General features: G+C 71.8%; 14 protein-coding genes and 1 other RNA gene. 4 read left to right on the top strand and 11 right to left on the bottom strand.

The window, feature by feature from the left end; genetic code table 11:
• Positions 1–53: 53 nt before the first annotated feature.
• A complete protein-coding gene (locus ACIQWX_RS08085) occupies positions 54–929 on the top strand; it encodes a spermidine synthase (protein WP_400867170.1) in 876 nt (291 codons plus the stop codon).
• Positions 930–934: 5 nt separating this feature from the next.
• On the opposite strand, the gene ffs is transcribed toward ACIQWX_RS08085, so the two are convergent.
• From ffs to ACIQWX_RS08030, 11 genes are all read right to left on the bottom strand, one after another.
• Positions 935–1029, bottom strand: an RNA gene (gene ffs / locus ACIQWX_RS08080) — signal recognition particle sRNA small type.
• Between the two features lie 21 nt (positions 1030–1050).
• Positions 1051–1650 carry a GTP-binding protein gene (locus ACIQWX_RS08075; protein WP_400867168.1) on the bottom strand — a complete coding sequence of 200 codons (600 nt, stop codon included), beginning with the start codon at positions 1648–1650 and terminating at the stop codon, positions 1051–1053.
• Positions 1628–1975: a DUF742 domain-containing protein gene (locus tag ACIQWX_RS08070; protein ID WP_400869452.1), complete on the bottom strand. Its 348-nt coding sequence runs from the start codon at positions 1973–1975 to the stop codon at positions 1628–1630. The genes ACIQWX_RS08075 and ACIQWX_RS08070 overlap by 23 nt, the downstream gene beginning before the upstream one ends.
• A complete protein-coding gene (locus tag ACIQWX_RS08065) occupies positions 1975–2409 on the bottom strand; it encodes a roadblock/LC7 domain-containing protein (protein WP_361087652.1) in 435 nt (144 codons plus the stop codon). Before ACIQWX_RS08065 ends, ACIQWX_RS08070 begins: the two co-directional genes overlap by 1 nt.
• The gene (locus ACIQWX_RS08060; protein ID WP_400867166.1) at positions 2406–5102 is read right to left on the bottom strand and encodes a nitrate- and nitrite sensing domain-containing protein; all 2697 of its coding nucleotides are present in this window, start codon (positions 5100–5102) and stop codon (positions 2406–2408) included. The genes ACIQWX_RS08065 and ACIQWX_RS08060 overlap by 4 nt, the downstream gene beginning before the upstream one ends.
• 25 nt (positions 5103–5127) lie before the next feature.
• Positions 5128–5916 (bottom strand): ABC transporter ATP-binding protein, encoded by a 789-nt coding sequence (locus ACIQWX_RS08055; RefSeq protein WP_400867164.1) that lies wholly within the window; start codon positions 5914–5916, stop codon positions 5128–5130.
• Complete coding sequence (locus ACIQWX_RS08050) at positions 5913–6785, bottom strand: ABC transporter permease (protein WP_400867162.1); 873 nt, start codon at positions 6783–6785, stop codon at positions 5913–5915. The genes ACIQWX_RS08055 and ACIQWX_RS08050 overlap by 4 nt, the downstream gene beginning before the upstream one ends.
• Entirely contained in the window at positions 6782–7789 is a 1008-nt protein-coding gene (locus ACIQWX_RS08045) for an ABC transporter substrate-binding protein (RefSeq protein ID WP_400867160.1), read from the bottom strand. The genes ACIQWX_RS08050 and ACIQWX_RS08045 overlap by 4 nt, the downstream gene beginning before the upstream one ends.
• Positions 7790–8342: 553 nt before the next feature.
• Positions 8343–10232 (bottom strand): glycosyltransferase family 39 protein, encoded by a 1890-nt coding sequence (locus ACIQWX_RS08040; protein WP_400867158.1) that lies wholly within the window; start codon positions 10230–10232, stop codon positions 8343–8345.
• A gap of 52 nt (positions 10233–10284) precedes the next feature.
• On the bottom strand, positions 10285–11814 hold the full coding sequence (locus tag ACIQWX_RS08035; protein WP_400867156.1) for a sensor histidine kinase: 1530 nt from the start codon (positions 11812–11814) through the stop codon (positions 10285–10287).
• The gene (locus ACIQWX_RS08030; protein WP_276585749.1) at positions 11792–12541 is read right to left on the bottom strand and encodes a response regulator transcription factor; all 750 of its coding nucleotides are present in this window, start codon (positions 12539–12541) and stop codon (positions 11792–11794) included. Before ACIQWX_RS08030 ends, ACIQWX_RS08035 begins: the two co-directional genes overlap by 23 nt.
• A 168-nt stretch (positions 12542–12709) precedes the next feature.
• Here ACIQWX_RS08030 and ACIQWX_RS08025 point away from each other — a divergent pair, with 168 nt between their 5' ends.
• From ACIQWX_RS08025 to ACIQWX_RS08015, 3 genes are all read left to right on the top strand, one after another.
• A complete protein-coding gene (locus ACIQWX_RS08025; protein WP_400867153.1) occupies positions 12710–13354 on the top strand; it encodes a hypothetical protein in 645 nt (214 codons plus the stop codon).
• Positions 13355–13877: 523 nt separating this feature from the next.
• Positions 13878–15032, top strand: coding sequence for a sensor histidine kinase (locus tag ACIQWX_RS08020; RefSeq protein ID WP_400867151.1), 1155 nt, complete (start codon positions 13878–13880; stop codon positions 15030–15032).
• Positions 15029–15694: a response regulator transcription factor gene (locus ACIQWX_RS08015; protein WP_364447464.1), complete on the top strand. Its 666-nt coding sequence runs from the start codon at positions 15029–15031 to the stop codon at positions 15692–15694. Before ACIQWX_RS08020 ends, ACIQWX_RS08015 begins: the two co-directional genes overlap by 4 nt.
• Positions 15695–15701 lie beyond the last annotated feature (7 nt).

The following is a 15701-nucleotide window of genomic DNA, read 5'->3' as shown; positions in this document are numbered from 1 at the left end:
AAAACCCCCTCGATCGATGATCGTTCCGCTCACTTATCGCCGGGCCGGGCGGAATGTTTCCGATACGCTGCGGCTTCGTGAGCCGTTCGCGAAAACCCGGTCCGGTGCCCGGGCGCTACCCGGTCCGGTTCGGGACGGCGGAGCTGCTGCGCGACGCCGACCGCGGCAACGCGTGGCTGGTGTCGGTGGACGGCGTCGCCCAGTCGTACGTCGACCTCGACGACCCGGCCAACCTGGAGTTCGACTACGTCCGGCGCTTCGGCGACGTCGTGGACCAGCTGCCGCCGGGGCCGGTGGACGCGCTGCACATCGGCGGGGCGGCGTGCACCCTGCCGCGGTACGTGGCGGCGTCGCGCCCGGGGTCGCGCCAGCTGGTGTTCGACGCCGACGGCGAGCTGGTGGAGCTGGTCCGCGCCCAGCTCGGGCTGCGGGTGCCGGGCCTGCGCGTCCGGATCACGGACGGCCGGGCGGGCCTGGCGACCCGCCGCGAGGACACGGCGGACCTGGCGGTGGTCGACGCGTTCGAGCGCGCAACACTGGCGGGCGGCCTGGCAACCCTGGAGGCGACGGGCGCGATCGCGACGATCCTGCGTCCTGCGGGGATCTACCTGGCGAACATCACGGACGGCTCGGGCCTGCCGTTCGCGCGGCGGTTCCTGGCGACGCTGCGGGAGGTGTTCCCGGAGGTCCTGCTGCTGGCGGACCCGGCGGTGCTGAAGGGCCGCCGCTTCGGCAACCTGGTGTTCGCGGCATCGGCGTCACCGTTGCCGACGGCGGAGATAGCCCGCCGGACGGCCTCGGCGGCGTTCCCGACGAGGTGCGTGGAGGGGGCGGAGCTGCGAAAACTGGCGGGAAGAGCCACGCCGATCAGGGACGAGGACCGCCCACCGTCGCCCCAGCCACCGGACGACGTGCTGGGCCTGTTCTAGGACAAAAAAGGGGACCCCGCGCACCCGTCAGAGCCTGCTTATCCTTGCTGCCTTCCGGCCCTGGGGAGGTTCACAGGGTGGACGCCGCGCGGGGTCCGTGGATCAGTGTACCCACACGCGTTCAGGCCCCCGCGCCCGCCTGGGCTCGGGCCTTCTTGAACGTGTTGCGCAGGACCGCCAGCAGGGCGTCCCGGACCGAAAGCTTCTGCCGCGCGTCGAACGTGATCAGCGGGACGTCCTCGCTGACCGCCAGTGCCCACCGCACGTCGTCGAGGTTGTGGCCCAGCGACCCGTCGAACATGTTCACCGCCACCACGAACGGCAGGCCCGCGTTCTCGAAGTAGTCGACCGCCGGGTAGCAGTCGTCCATCCTCCGGGTGTCCACGATCACCAGCGCCCCCAGCGCGCCGTGGACCAGGTCCTGCCACATGAAGCCGAAGCGGTCCTGGCCGGGCGTGCCGAACAGGTACAGCTTCACCTCGTCGTCGATCGTGATGCAGCCGAAGTCGAGCGCCACCGTCGTCGTGGTCTTCGCCGGGACGTGGCCGGTGCTGTCCACCGAAGCCGCCACCGACGTGATCGCCGCCTCCGTCGTCAGCGGCTTGATCTCCGAAATGGCGCCGACCGCCGTCGTCTTGCCGACGCCGAAGCCGCCCGCGATGACGATCTTGACCGGGGCCGGCGGGCGGGCCGCCGGCTCAGTGAATGGCTTCGAGTCCACGAATGACCCTTTCGATCATGCCGAGGTCCTGCGACGTGTGGTTCGCCGGCCGCCGGACGACGACGTAACCCAGCTCGGCGAGGTCGGCCACCAGCACGCGCGCGACGCCGATGTGGAGGCCGAGCATGGCCGCCACCTCGGCGACCGACATGGTGTTCCGGCAGAGGGAAACGATTTCCTGCCGCTCGAACGTGAGCTTCGGGTGCGACGCCGCGCCCAGGCGGGACGTCATCACCTGCGCCTCGATCTCCAGGCTCTGGTCGACCGGCTGGGCCCGCCCCGAGGTCATCAGGTACGGCCTCAGCAGCGAAGGTTCTTCGGTCATCACGAACCCACGGTGTTCTTCAGCTCCTCGATGAGCCCCGGCGTGAGGACTTCGGTGGCGCGGTTGGCGAACATCGCCATCTCGTAGGCGATCGTGCCGAGGCTCGCCTGCTTGTTGGCCAGCACGCCGAGCGAGCAGCCGATGCTGATGGTGCAGACCAGCAGGTACCCGTGCTCCAGCTCGATGATCACCTTGTCCGGCGAGCCGAGCGGGTGGCTTTCGGAGACGCCGTGGGCGAGGCCGAGCATGGCGGAGGAGATCGCGGCGAGGCGGTCGGCGTTGGACCGCTCGAGCTCCGACGACATCGCGATCAGCAAGCCGTCGGCCGAGACGGCGATGGCGGCGATCGCGCCCGCGGTGTGCTGCGCGAAGCGGCTCACCAGCCAGTTGAAGTTCTGGGCTTCGACACTGACACCTGCTGCGGGGATGCTCATTTCCTGCTCTCTTCTGCTCGTTCCGTCACACGACCGGCGACCACGCCGTACGGCGGGCTGTCTGCCGTCACCACGTCCGCCTTGGCGAGGCCGGCGGCGAACGAGTCGAACGCCGCTCGCTCGGCCGCCGGGTCCCGCCTGGTGCGGTTCACGACGGCGCGGGCGATCGGCCTGCCCGTGGCCTGCGGGCGCAGGCCGGGGGCGAGCTGGGCACCCGGGACGCGGCGGACCAGGCCGTCCCGGGACTGCGGGGCGGCCGGGACACCGGCCGGCGGGGTGGCGAGGCCGCGCGCCGGGTGCGACGCGGGCATCGCCGAGTCCCCGGGCACGCGCACCGGCAGCGACGCGCCGTCGCCCGGCGAAGGCACGGCCGAGCTTTCACGTGAAAGCTCCGCCTTGGCGAAGGCGCTCTGGAAGCCGTCCATGGCGGTCCGGGTCGCTTCCGGGTCGTGGCGCGGCTTTTCGACGGCCACCGGCGCGGTCGCGCCCGGGCCGGGCAGCTGGGCGCCGCGGACCCGGCGGCGCAGGCCACCGCGGCTCTCGGCGTCCGGCTCGGCCGCAGGCTCGGCGGGTTCGGCGTCCGGCCACACCGGTTCCAGCTGGTTGAACCAGCGGAAGCCGTTGGCGTGCGCGACGCTCAGCAGCGCCGGGATCGCCGGCGCCGGCAACGGCTCGGCAGGCCGCGCAACGTCCGAAGTGGACACCGCGACGGCCTCGGCGGGCCGCGCCTCGATCGGGGTCGGCGCGGGTGCCGGTGCCGACGTCGGCTGCCGCAGCCCCGAGCGGTGGCTGAACAGCGACGGCGGGATCGTCAGCCGCGCGGTCACGCCGCCGGTGGTCGGCGTCGCGAGCAGTTCGACGCCCAGGTCGTGGCGCCGCGCGAGGCGGCCGACGACGAACAGGCCGAGCACGCTGGTCGGGGCCAGCTCGAGGCGTTCGCGCTCGACGAGCCGCTGGTTCTCCTCGGCCAGCTTCTCGGCGGTCATGCCGATGCCGTGGTCGACGATGTTCACCAGGCACGAGCCGTCGGCGAGGAGCATCGTGTCGACCTCGACCACCGACCCCGGCGGCGAGAACGACGTCGCGTTCTCCAGCAGCTCGGCGAACACGAGCACCAGGTCGGCGCCGAGGGCCGAGGACAGCAGGATCTCCGCGACGACGCCGAGCTTGACGCGCTGGTAGTCCTCGATCTCGGCGAGCGCGGAACGCAGGGCCGTGGCCAGCTCGATCGGGCCGGCGATCCGGGCTTCGTCGCGGGTGCCGGACACCACGAGCAGGTTGTCGGCGTTGCGGCGCAAGCGGGTCGAGAGGTGGTCGAGCCGGTAGAGGCTGGCCAGCAGCCGGGTGTCCTGCTCGTTGCGCTCGACCTCGTCGATCAGCGCGAGCTGGCGGCCGACGAGGTTCTGCGTGCGCTTGGCGACGTTCGCGAACATCAGGCTGGTGTTGCGCCGGGTCAGCGCCTGCCGTTCGACCAGCTCGGCCGCGGTGGTCTGGACCCGGTTGAACGCGGCGGCCAGCTTGCCGAGCTCGTCGCTCGAGACGACGTCGATGGTGGCCAGCCGCGGGACCTGCTGCTCGGCCTCCTCGGTGTCGGTGACGCGGACGAGCTCGGTGCCGGCGAGGTCGGCGACCGACGTCGCCGCGGTGGTCAGCCGCCGCAGCGGCCGGGCGATCGACCGGGAGACCGCGACGGCGAGGAAGGCGACCAGCAGGAACAGCAGCCCGGCGCCGGCGCCGACCGTCCAGGCCAGCCGCGTGCCGGCGTCGGCTCGTCCGGTCGCCGAGTCGGCGATCTCGCCGGTGGCGCGTTCCTGCACGAGCTTCCGTTGCCCCGCATGGGTTTCCGCCGCGGCGAGCACGTCGGCGACGTACTGCGTCGTGCCCGCCGCGTCCCGCGGGTTGCCGACCTGCGAGGCGAGCTCGTCGACGCGGCGGCCGGCGTCGCTCTGCTCGACCCGGACGACCAGCGCGGCCCGCTCGCTGTCGTCGCCGTCGTCGCCCTGCTTGACGAACCGGTCGATGAAGATCGGCACCTGCTGGGTCGCGTCGTCCAAAATGGACTGGCCGGCCTCGGGCGCCACGGCGGTCACGATGAGGGCCATGGCGCGCAGCGAACTCTCTTCGTTCGCGCGCAGCAGCGCGTCCAGCGCCGTCAGCTCGCGGGTGCCCTCGGCGTCGCTGGTGAGCTGCGGGACCAGGCGCAGCGAGTCGATCACCGCGTCGATCACGGCGTGGTAGGTGCGGGCCACGCTGTCGAGCGCGACACCGCGGCGGACGGCGTTCTGCCGCAGCTCGCCGAGCGAGCCGATCCGGGTCAGCGCCGCGGAAAGCTCGTCGGGCGCGTCGGCACCCAGCGCCCCGCGGACCTCGGCGATCGTCCGGTCGACCACCTTCTGCTGCTGGAGCATCTGGTCCGGGCTCGCCGACGGCGTCGCCACGAACGCGCCGGTCAGCAGCCGCTCGCGCTGCAGCTGCCACATCAGCCCGCCGAGCTGCTGGGCCTGCCGCGCAACCGCGGCCGACTGCGCCGCCGCACCGGCGCTGCCCGCCTGCGTCAGCACGAACGGCACCGACACCAGCACCACCGCGACCAGCGGGGGCAGGAGCAGCAGGTTCAGCTTGCCGCGAATGCCGAGCCGGGCGAGGATTCCCCCGCCGCCCGGCCGTTCCGCGGTCGCCCCGCCGTGCTTCATCCCGCCACCTTCCCGTCTTCCGTTCTCACGCGTCCGCGGCCACCCGGCTAACGTGCCCGCGGTGCTGCTCCCGGACGAGGTCCTCGATCCGGGCGCGCAGCGCGAGGAACCGCGGTTCGCGCTTCACCGCCAGGTCCCGCTCGGCGGGCAGCGTCACCTCGACGTCGGCGGCGATGCGGCCGGGGTCGGAGGCGAGCACCACCACCCGGCCGCCCAGGAACACCGCTTCCTCGACGTCGTGGGTGACCATCAGGACCGTGGTGCCGGTGTCGGCCCACACCTGGCGGATGAGCACCTGCATGTCCTCTTTGGTCTGGACGTCCAAGGCGCCGAAGGGTTCGTCCAGCAACAGCACATCCGGTTCGCAGGCGAGCGCCCGGGCGATCGCGACGCGCTGCTTCTGGCCGCCCGAAAGCTGTTTCGGCAGCGACTTGCGCACGGCGTCGAGCCCGGTTTCGGCGAGGTACCAGTCCACCCGCTTGGCGCGCTCGGCCGCGTCGACCGGCAGCAGCTCCAGTCCGAACGCGACGTTCTTCTCGACGCTGCGCCACGGGTACAGCGCGCCCGACTGGAAGACGAGCCCGCGGTCCGGGCCGGGGCCCGTCACCGGAACGCCGTCGAGCACGATCTCGCCCTCGGTCGGCTTGCCGAGCCCGGCCACCAGCGAAAGCAGCGTCGACTTGCCCGAGCCGCTCGCGCCGACGACGCAGACGAACTCGCCGCGCAGCACCTCGAGGTCGACGCCGTCGAGCGCGCGGGTCACCTTGCCGCGCACGGTGTAGTCCTTGGCGACGTTCCGCAGTTCCAGCGTCATGCCGCCCACTTCCCGACCCGCGTGCGCAGCAGGCGCAGCAGGACGTCGATGACGAGCCCGGCGATCCCGATGACCACGAGCACGGCGAAGATCTTGTCGGTCTGCAGGAACCGCTGCGCCCGCACGATCCGGTAGCCGAGGCCGGCCGAGGAGTTGATCAGCTCGGCGACGACCACGAAGTTCCACGCCGCGGCGGCGTTGACGCGGACCGCGTCGATCATGCCCGGCAGCGAGTGCGGCACGACGACCTTGCGCAGCACCTCGCCCCGGCGGGCGCCGAGTGTGTACGAGACGTCGATGAGCGCGCCCGGCACGCCGCGGACGACGTCGGCGGTCATCAGCGTGTTGAAGAAGACCGTCCCGATGAAGAGGATGGCGATCTTCGACGGCTCGCCGAGGCCGAGCCAGATGATCAGCAGCGGGATGAACGCGCTCGCCGGCAGGTAGCGCAGCAGCCCGATCAGCGGCTCGAAGAACGCCTGCCCCGCGGTGAAGCTGCCCATCAGGATGCCGAGCGGCACCGAGACGAGCACGGCGAGGCCGAAGCCTTCGAGGACGCGCTGGGTCGTCGCCCAGAGGTCGTCGAAGAGCTCGCCGGTGCCCGCCATGTCGACACCGGCCTTGACCACCGCGGCCGGCGACGGCAGGAACGTCGAGTCGACGGCGCCGCTGACGCTGAGCGCGACCCAAGCGAGGAACGGGATCGCGAAGGACAGCACCGCCAGCGTCCAGCGCGCGCCCGCGGAAATGGGCGTGCGCAGGGAAAAGAGCGCGGACGCGGTCTTGGGCGCGGCCCGGCGCGGCAGCGGGGCCCACCCCGAGCGAGCCGACTCGCGGCGTTCGGTGAGCTGCTGGGCCGGACCGGTCACTGCGGCGCGGCCTTCACGAACTGGTCGTCGAACAGCCCGTCCAGCGACGGCCGCTGCTGCGCGAGTCCGGTGCTGACGATGAAGTCGATGATCTTGTTCGCCTGGAAGTCGAGGTGCTGCGCGGTGACCCCCGGCGTGAACGCGTCGATGTTCTGCTGGCGCGTGAAGATCGTGGTGCCGGCGTCGTAGGTCTTGTAGTCGGCGTCGGAGACCCCGCCGCGCTTGGCCATGATGCCGACGGCCGCGTCCTTGTTGTTCTTGATCCAGGTCAGCGTCTCGAACCAGGTGTTGACCAGCGCCTGGACGTCCTTCGGGCGCTCCTTGACCAGCTTCTGCGACGTGACGAGGTGGTCCGGGATGGCGCCGGGGAACTCCGCCGACGTCGAGATCGCGCGGCTGCCCTGGCGCTCGAGGGCCTTGGAGGTGAACGGCGCGAACGCGCCCACCGCGTCGACCTGGCCGGCGACGAACGCGGCCGCGGCGGCGTCGGTCGGCAGGTTGACCAGCTCGATGTCCTTTTCGGTCAGTTTCGCTTCCTGCAGCGCGAGCAGCAGCAGGTAGTGGTCGACCGTGCCCTGCTCGACCGCGACCTTCTTGCCCTTCAGGTCGGCGACGGCGTTGATGCCTTCACGGGCGATGATCTTGTCGTTGCCGGTGGAGTTGTCGTTCACCAGCACGATCGACAGCTTGGCGCCGCCGGAAGCCGAGGAAAGCGTGTCGTTGAGGGTCTGGCTGTTCGCGTCGATGGCCCCGCTGGAGAGCGCGTTGATGCTGTCGGTGTAGTTGTCGAAGTACTTCAGGTCGACGTTCACGCCGTTCTTCGCGAACAGGCCCTGTTCCTGCGCCACCTGCCAGGGGAACCAGCCCGGCCACGCGCTGAACCCGAGGGTGATCTTGCCGCCGGTGCCTTCGGCGGTGCTGTCGCTGCACCCGGAAAGGGCGGTGACGCCGGCGAGGGTCAGCAAAGTCAGGAACACCGTCAGCCGACGGGGGCGGAAAGTCACAGCGAAACTCCAAGAGGCGGGGGAAGTGGAGTGTTGCGGCGCCGAAAGCGCACAGTCATCGCTGCTCTCTTCCAGACGCACCTGATCGGGTCACGAGTGAGAGAACGCGGACAGGGATCACCCACACCCAGTGAGATCCGGTCCCTCAGCGCACCGGATCAGCTACCCCTTGTCCCTCACCCGGCCGAGAGCCTAGCGAGGAGCACAAGATCACCACAATGCCCAGCGGATGCCTCCGAACGAGTGACCGTCAACCGTGTCAACCAGCAACATCACGGCTCGCGAAGATCAAGTACACGCGTGTTTCTGTCGGCCGCCCGGCCAAGATCTTCTCGCGGGCCCGTGCAACTGCACGCGCTGTAGTTCCTAGTCGTTACGCCACGTCGTGATCATCACCGAGGGCAACGCCGCGGAAGCGAACAATCGTTCGGAATTCACCGCTCGACGAGACGGTGGTCGAACAGGTGTACGACCCATTCGATACCGCACCGAACGCCGATCGGCGAATGATTCCTCGACTGTTAACACGCTTGAAACATTTCCCGAATTTCGATCAATTGACCGATTTTGTCAGGTCGTAAACCGTGGTGCCGCCGACCGTCACCGGTGCGAAGTTCTGCTCCACCCAGGACTGGATTTCCCCCGACGTCCCGCGGCCGCCGCCGAAGCCACCGCGCCCGCCGGCGACGAAGTAGTGGATGTCGCCGGCAGCGACGTACTGCTGGAACTGCGCGAGCGTCGGCGCCGGGTCGCTGCCGCTGAAGCCGCCGATCGCGAGCACCGGGCGGCCGCTCGAGAGCGCCAGCCCGGCCGACTGCATCGCGCCGCTCTGCGCCGCGGCCCACTTCGTCGTCGTGGCCTTCAGCAGGTCGATCACCGCGGCGTCGGTTTGCCCCTCGCCGAAGCCGCCGGCGCCGAACCCGCGTCCACTCGCGACGGACGGGCCGGACGACGGCGTCCCGCCGGAGTGCGCGGTCGCCGCCGTGGCGAAGGTGAAGGACGCCGTCCCGAGCAGCGCGCCGCACAGGCCGACCACGGCGACGACCGGGCCGAGCCGTCGGACGCGGTCGGCGCCGAAGAGCAGCGCCAGCACGGCGGCCGCGCCGAGCACGAGCAGCGCGTAGCGGATCCACGGCTGCCACTCCGGCGTCCGCGCGAGCAGCACGAACCCCCAGACCGCGGAGACGGCGAGCATGACGGCCAGCACCGCGCGGGCCGCGAAGTTCGCCCGGCCGCGCCAGAGTTCACGCGCGGAGATGCCCAGCGTGCCGGCGATCCCGGGGGCGAGCGCGACCGTGTAGTACGGGTGGATGATGCCGCTCATGTAGCTGAAGACGAGCGCGGTGACGACCAGCCAGCCGCCCCAGAGCAGCAGCGCCGCCCGCGTCCGGTCGGTGCGGGACGCGCGGCGCGTGAACCACAGGCCGGCGACCAGGCCGATGACCGCGGCGGGCAGCAGCCACGACGCTTCCCCGCCGAACTCGCCGCTGAACAAGCGTGTCAGGCCGGTTTCGCCGCCGAAGCCACCACCACCGAACCCGCGGCCACCGGCGGGCAGCTCCGCCCCGGCGGGCGGCGTGAACGTCCCGCCGCCGCCCCCGCCCCGGCCTTCGCCGAAGATGCGGCCGAGGCCGTTGTAGCCGAAAGCCAGTTCCAGCACGGTGTTGTCGGTCGAACCGCTGATGTAGGGCCGGTCGGCGACCGGCCACAGCGCGACGGCGGCGATCCACCAGCCCGCGGAGACGACCACGGCCCCGGCCGCGGCGAAGAGCTGGCCGACCCGCCGCCCGACCGACGTCGGCGCCGCAACGGCGTAGGCGAGCACGAACGCGGGCAGGACGAGGAATGCCTGCAGCATCTTGTCGAGGAAGCCGAACCCGATCGCGACCCCGGCGAGCACCAGCCAAGTCGTGCTGCCGCGCTCGAGCGCGCGCACGACGCAGTAGGCACCGGCGACGAGCAGCAGCACGAGGAAGGCATCGGGGTTGTCGTACCGGAACATGAGCGCGGCGACCGGCGTCAACGCGAGCGCGGCCCCGGCGAGCAGCCCGGCACCGGGCCCGGAAAGCCGCCGCACGGCGAGGTAGAGCAGCCCGACGGAGGCGACCCCGGCGAGCGCGTTCGGGACGAGCAGGCTCCAGCTGGAAAACCCGAAGATCCGGCCGGACAACCCCATGATCCAGAGCGAGAAAGGCGGTTTGTCGACGGTGACGACGTTGCCGGGGTCGAGCGAACCGAAGAACAGCGCCTTCCAGCTCCACGTGCCGGCCTGGGCGGCCATGGCGTAGAAGTCGTTGGCCCAGCCCGTCTTCGCCAGGTCCCACAGGTAGAGCAGCCCGGTTCCGAGGAGGAGCGCGGCCACGGAAGGCTTGACCCACCGGGGTTTTTGGGTGGGAGCAGGAGCGGGCTGGGCGTGCGCGGGCGCCGACAGCGTGGTCGTCATGACCTTCACCGTGTCGGCGGCGCATGTGGTGAACTTGTGCCGAAGCTGTGCGTCAGCTGTGCATCGGCCCCGATCGGGTGGCCGGGGCTTCCGGGAAGGTGATCTCGAACTCCGTCCGTCCCGGGCGGCTCTGCACCCCGACGCGGCCGCCGTGCGCGCCGACCACCGCCGCCACGATCGCCAGCCCCAGTCCTGTGCTCCCCGCCGCCCGCGACCGCGAGTTGTCCCCTCGAGCGAACCGTTCGAACACGTCCGGGAGGACGTCCGGCGGGATGCCGGGGCCGTCGTCGGCCACGCGCAGCCGGACCACTCCGTCCGTTGTGGACAGTGTGGTCGTCACCGTCGTGCCCGCCGGGGTGTGCGTGCGCGCGTTGGCCAGCACGTTGATCACCACCTGGTGCAGCTGGCCCGCGTCGCCGAGGACGCCGAGCGGCTCGCCCGGGACGTCCATCAGCCACTTGTGGTCCGGGCCCGCGACGTGCGCGTCCGCGACCGCGTCGGCCACCAGCCGGCACAGGTCCACCCACTCGTGCACCACCGGGCGCCCGGAGTCCAGGCGCGCGAGCAGCAGGAGGTCCTCCACCAGCGTCGTCATCCGGCGCGACTCGGACTCGACGCGGCCCATCGCGAACGCGACGTCCGGCGGCACCTGCTCGCCGCTGCGCCGGGTCAGCTCGGCGTACCCGCGGATCGCCGCCAGCGGCGTGCGCAGCTCGTGGCTCGCGTCCGCGACGAACTGGCGGACGCGGTTCTCGCTCGCGTGCCGCGCGGACAGCGCGTTCGCGACGTGCTGCAGCATCCGGTTCAGCGCCGAGCCGACCTTGCCGACCTCGGTGCCCGGGTCGGTGTCCGCTTCGGGAACCCGTTCGGACAACGCGACTTCACCGCGGTCCAGCGGCAGTTCCGAAACGCGCGTCGCGGTCGCGGCCAGCCGGTCGAGCGGCTTCATCGTGCGCCGGATCGTCGCCGCGCCGACCGCGCCGGCCACCAGGATCCCGGCGAGCGCGACGCCGCCGAGGATGAAGCCCAGCCGCCAGAGCGTTTCGTTGACGTCCTTCAGCGGCAGGCCGATGACCGTCTTCTCGCCGTTGGGCGACGTCGTCGAGACCACGCGGTACTCGCCGAGGCTGCCGCCGAGGTCGACGCTGTGCGAACGGCCGTCGGCAGGCTGCGCGAGCAGCGTCTTCACCTGCTCGGCCGTGATCGGCTTGAGCGGCGGCTTGCCCTTCCCCTGCCCGGTGCCGCCGGCGGTGAAGTCGAGGACGCTCGCCCGGACCACCGGGCCGGTCACCGTGACGGCGAGCGTGCCGTCGCCCTGGCCGAGCACCCGCAGCGGGTCCGGCGGCGGCGTGTCGCCGTAGACCCAGGGCGGACGCTCACCCGGGTGCTTGCCGCGTTCGCTCGCCGCGGCCAGCCGCTTGTCCTGCTGGCCGACGAGGAACTCGCTCAGCGCGAACTCCGTGACTACGCCGACGACCACGCACACCAGCGCGAGCAGCGCGGCGAGCTGGACGATCAGCCGCCGCCGCAGCGACCACGGCCGTCGGGCGCGCTTCGGTTCAGCCGGCGGGCTTGAGGACATACCCGGCGCCCCGCATGGTGTGGATCATCGGCTCGCGGTCGGCGTCGATCTTCTTGCGCAGGTAGGAGATGTAGAGCTCGACGATGTTGGCCTGCCCGCCGAAGTCGTAGCTCCACACGCGGTCCAGGATCTGCGCCTTCGACAGCACCCGCTTGGGGTTGCGCATGAGGTAGCGCAGCAGCTCGAACTCGGTGGCGGTCAGCGGCACGAGGTCGCCGCCGCGGTGCACCTCGCGGCTGTCCTCGTCGAGGGTAAGGTCGCCGACGACCAGCTGCGACCCGCTCGCGCCGGTCACCCCTCCCGCCCGACGCAGCAGCGCGCGCAGGCGCAGCGCGACCTCTTCGAGGCTGAAGGGCTTGGTGACGTAGTCGTCGCCGCCCGCGGTGAGCCCGGCGATGCGGTCCTCGACCGCGTCCTTCGCCGTCAGGAAGAGGACGGGCAGGTGCGGCGCCTCGGAGCGCATCCTGCGCAGGACTTCGAGACCGCTGAAGTCGGGGAGCATGACGTCGAGGACGACGGCGTCCGGGCGGAAGTCGCGCGCGATCCGGACGGCCTCCGTGCCGTCGCCCGCGCTGCGCACCTCCCAGCCCTCCATGCGCAGGGCCATCGACACGAGCTCGGCCAGCGTCGCCTCGTCGTCGACGACGAGGACCCGGACCGGGCTCCCGTCGGCGCGGCGCAGGTCGGCCTTGCCGGGGCCGGGTGACGTGGCGTTCATAGCGGTCATAGTGCCATCTTCTCGGCGCCTCATCGGTGCTCACTGTGTCTGCGCTGTGCGTTTCCTGTGAGAGTTCGTTCGTTCGAGGCACAGCGCCCGCTGACGCCGCGCACAGCTCAAACACAGCCACGGCGGCGAACCTGGCCGGGACCAGTGTGGGCACCACCGGAGGACACGATGACGACCGAGCCGAACACGCCACCCCCTGCCGAGAGCACCCCGGCCTGGGGTGAGCCGGCCCCGGCCAACTGGGGCGACCCGGCCCAGTCCGCGCCGAAGAAGGGCTGGTCCGGCAAGAAGACGGCGATCGCGGCCGGCATCGCGGTGGTGATCGCGGCCGGCGGCGGCGCGGCGATCTGGGCGGGCACGAGCAGCGCCGACAATTCGGCGCAGCAGGGCCCGGGCGGCTTCGGCGGCCCGGGCGGCGGCCAGTTCCCCCGCGGCGGCCAGGGCCAGGGCTTCCCGGGAGGCGGCAACTTCGGCGGCGGAATGGCAGCGCTGCGCGAGGCGTTGCACGGAGATTTCGTGGTGTCGAACGGCAGCGGCGGCTACACGACGGAGCGCCTGCAGACGGGCGACGTGACGGAGCTGAGCGCGACGTCGGTGACGCTGACGAGCAAGGACGGCTACAAGCAGACGTACACGCTCAACGGGTCGACCCAGAAGACGGGCGAGGTCAAGCAGGGCGACACGAACGTGACGGTGGTGGCGAAGGTCGAAGGCACGACGGCGACGGCGACCTCGTTGGGTCAGGGGTTGGAGGCCGGCCAGGGCCAGCGCGGCCAGCGCCGCGGGGACTACTCGGCCCGCCCGACGAACTGACGGGCTGAGCATTCCGGCTCGGCGGGGGCTGGCGGACGTCATGAACGAGTCGTTCATGACGTCAGGAGCCCTGAACGAGTCGTTCATGACGTCAGGAGCCCTGAACGAGTCGTTCATGACGTCAGGAGCCCTGAACGAGTCGTTCATGACGTCCGGACCTGCCCGACCGCGCTTGCCCCCCGGACCGCCTGGCCCGAGCGCCCCAAGGTGGCCTTGGTTGCGTCAGACGCACCGAAGGCCACATTGGGTGCGTCTCACGCACCGAAGGCCACCTTGGGGCGCTCGGGCGGCCGCGAGCCAGCGCTCTCGGCCCTACGCGCACAACCCGCGCGCGTAGGGGAGCCCCCGGTTTCAACGCTACCGGGCAGCACCGACAGTTTCCGGGCACCGGCGCCCCGACGTGGCGTTCGGTGCCCGGGCCGATGTTCCTCTGACCAGGGAACGCCCCGATGTCGCGTCCCCCTCCCGCCGCATCGGGGCGTTCCCGCCCGGCCTCGCCCTCGACTAGGGCACAGTGGCAGCTGTGCACGACATCAGCGGCTCCCTGCGACGCCAGTCGCTGCTGGTCGCGCTCGTCTGTGTCGTCTGCGACGCCGCCCTCTTCGGGCTTCGCGCTCCCCTCGCCGAGGCCGGGTGGCGGGCCTGGGTCGTCCTGCTCGGCGGGATCGCCGTCAACGCCGCCCTCGCCGGTCCCGCGCGGTATTCCGGCTGGGTCGCCCTCGCGCACGCCGTCCTCTTCGCCGGCTCGCCCCTTCTGCTCTGCACCTGCAGCGGTTACGTCGTCGGCAACAACGCCGGCATCCTCATCGCCGGCTACCGGGCCGGGGCCTGGCTGCGCCCGAAACCCGCCGTCCTCGCGCTCCTCGCCCTGCTCGCCGGGGTCGTCGCCGGGTGCGTCGAAGGCGGCGGGCGCACCGCGTCCGACTGGCGGCTGATCGCCATCAGCGTCAGCGTCAGCGGTCTCCTGCCGTGGCTGGTCGGCCGGTACACGACGGCCCGCCGCGCCTACATCGCCGACCTCGAACGCGCCGCCGACGAACGCCGCCAGCACGAAGAAGAAGCCGTCAGACGGGCCGTCCTCGAGGAGCGCACGACCATCGCCCGCGACCTCCACGACGTCATCTCCCACCACGTCAGCGCCATCGGCGTGCACGCCGGCGCGGCCCGGCTCGGCCTGCCCGACGGCGACGGCCCGGTCCGCAGGTCCCTCGGCGCGGTCGAGTCCGCGAGCCGCTCGGCGATGGCCGACCTGCGCCGCCTCCTCGACCTCCTGCACGCCCAGCCCAACGCCGAACAACCCGGCCTCGACAACCTCGACGAGCTGGTCGAGACCGTCCGCGCGGCCGGCCTGCCGACCCGGCTGACCCTGCGCGGCGAACCCCGCGAGCTGCCCGGCTCGCTCGACGTCGCCCTGTACCGGATCGCCCAGGAAGCCCTGACCAACGCGCTGCGCCACGGCGAAGGCCCGGTCGAGGTCGAGCTGAACCACGGCCGCACCGAGGTCGTGCTCACGGTGACGAACGGCCTGCGGGCCGGCCGCACCCCGCAGCGGGAGCACGCCCACCGCGGCCTGGCCGGCATCCGCCAGCGCGTCACCCTGTTCGGCGGCCAGGTCTCCTACGGCGAAACCGGCGAGCAATGGCAGCTGCGCACGACCTTCCCGGTGGAGAGCACATGATCCGCGTCCTGCTGGCCGACGACCACGCGATGTTCCGCTCCGGGATGCGCGCGCTCCTCGACACCCAGCCAGACTTCACCTGCGTCGGCGAGGCCTCCGACGGCCGCGAAGCCGTCGCCGAGACCGCGCGTCTGCGCCCGGACGTCGCCGTCCTCGACGTCCGGATGCCCCGCCTCGACGGCCTCGCCGCGACCGAAGCGATCCTCGCCGCGCCGGGCAACGACACCCGCGTCCTCGTGCTCACCACCTACGACGCCGACGAGTACGTCTACCGCGCCCTGCGCGCCGGGGCGAGCGGGTTCCTGCTGAAGAGCCTGGCGCCGGAGGAGCTGGTCGCGGCGATGCGGGTGGCCGCGCGCGGGGACGCGCTGATCGACCCGTCGGTGACCCGGCGGCTGGTCGCGAAGTTCGCCGCGGTGCTCGAACCCGCGGCCGCCGAACCCCCGGAGCTGGCCCGGCTGACCTCCCGCGAACGCGAGGTCCTGCTGCTGATCGCCAACGCCTGCAGCAACGCGGAGATCGCGCGGCAGCTGCACGTCGGCGAAGAGACGGTCAAGACGCACGTCTCCCGCGTGCTCAGCAAGCTCGGCCTCCCCGACCGCGTGCACGCCGTCGTCTACGCCTACCGCCACAAACTCGTGCCCGACGGGCGACCGGCTTAAGCTGGGC

Source organism: Amycolatopsis sp. NPDC098790, assembly GCF_044759945.1.
GTDB lineage: Bacteria > Actinomycetota > Actinomycetes > Mycobacteriales > Pseudonocardiaceae > Amycolatopsis.
Note: the sequence above shows the minus strand (reverse complement) of the source record. Positions and strands in the feature narration are given on the sequence as shown.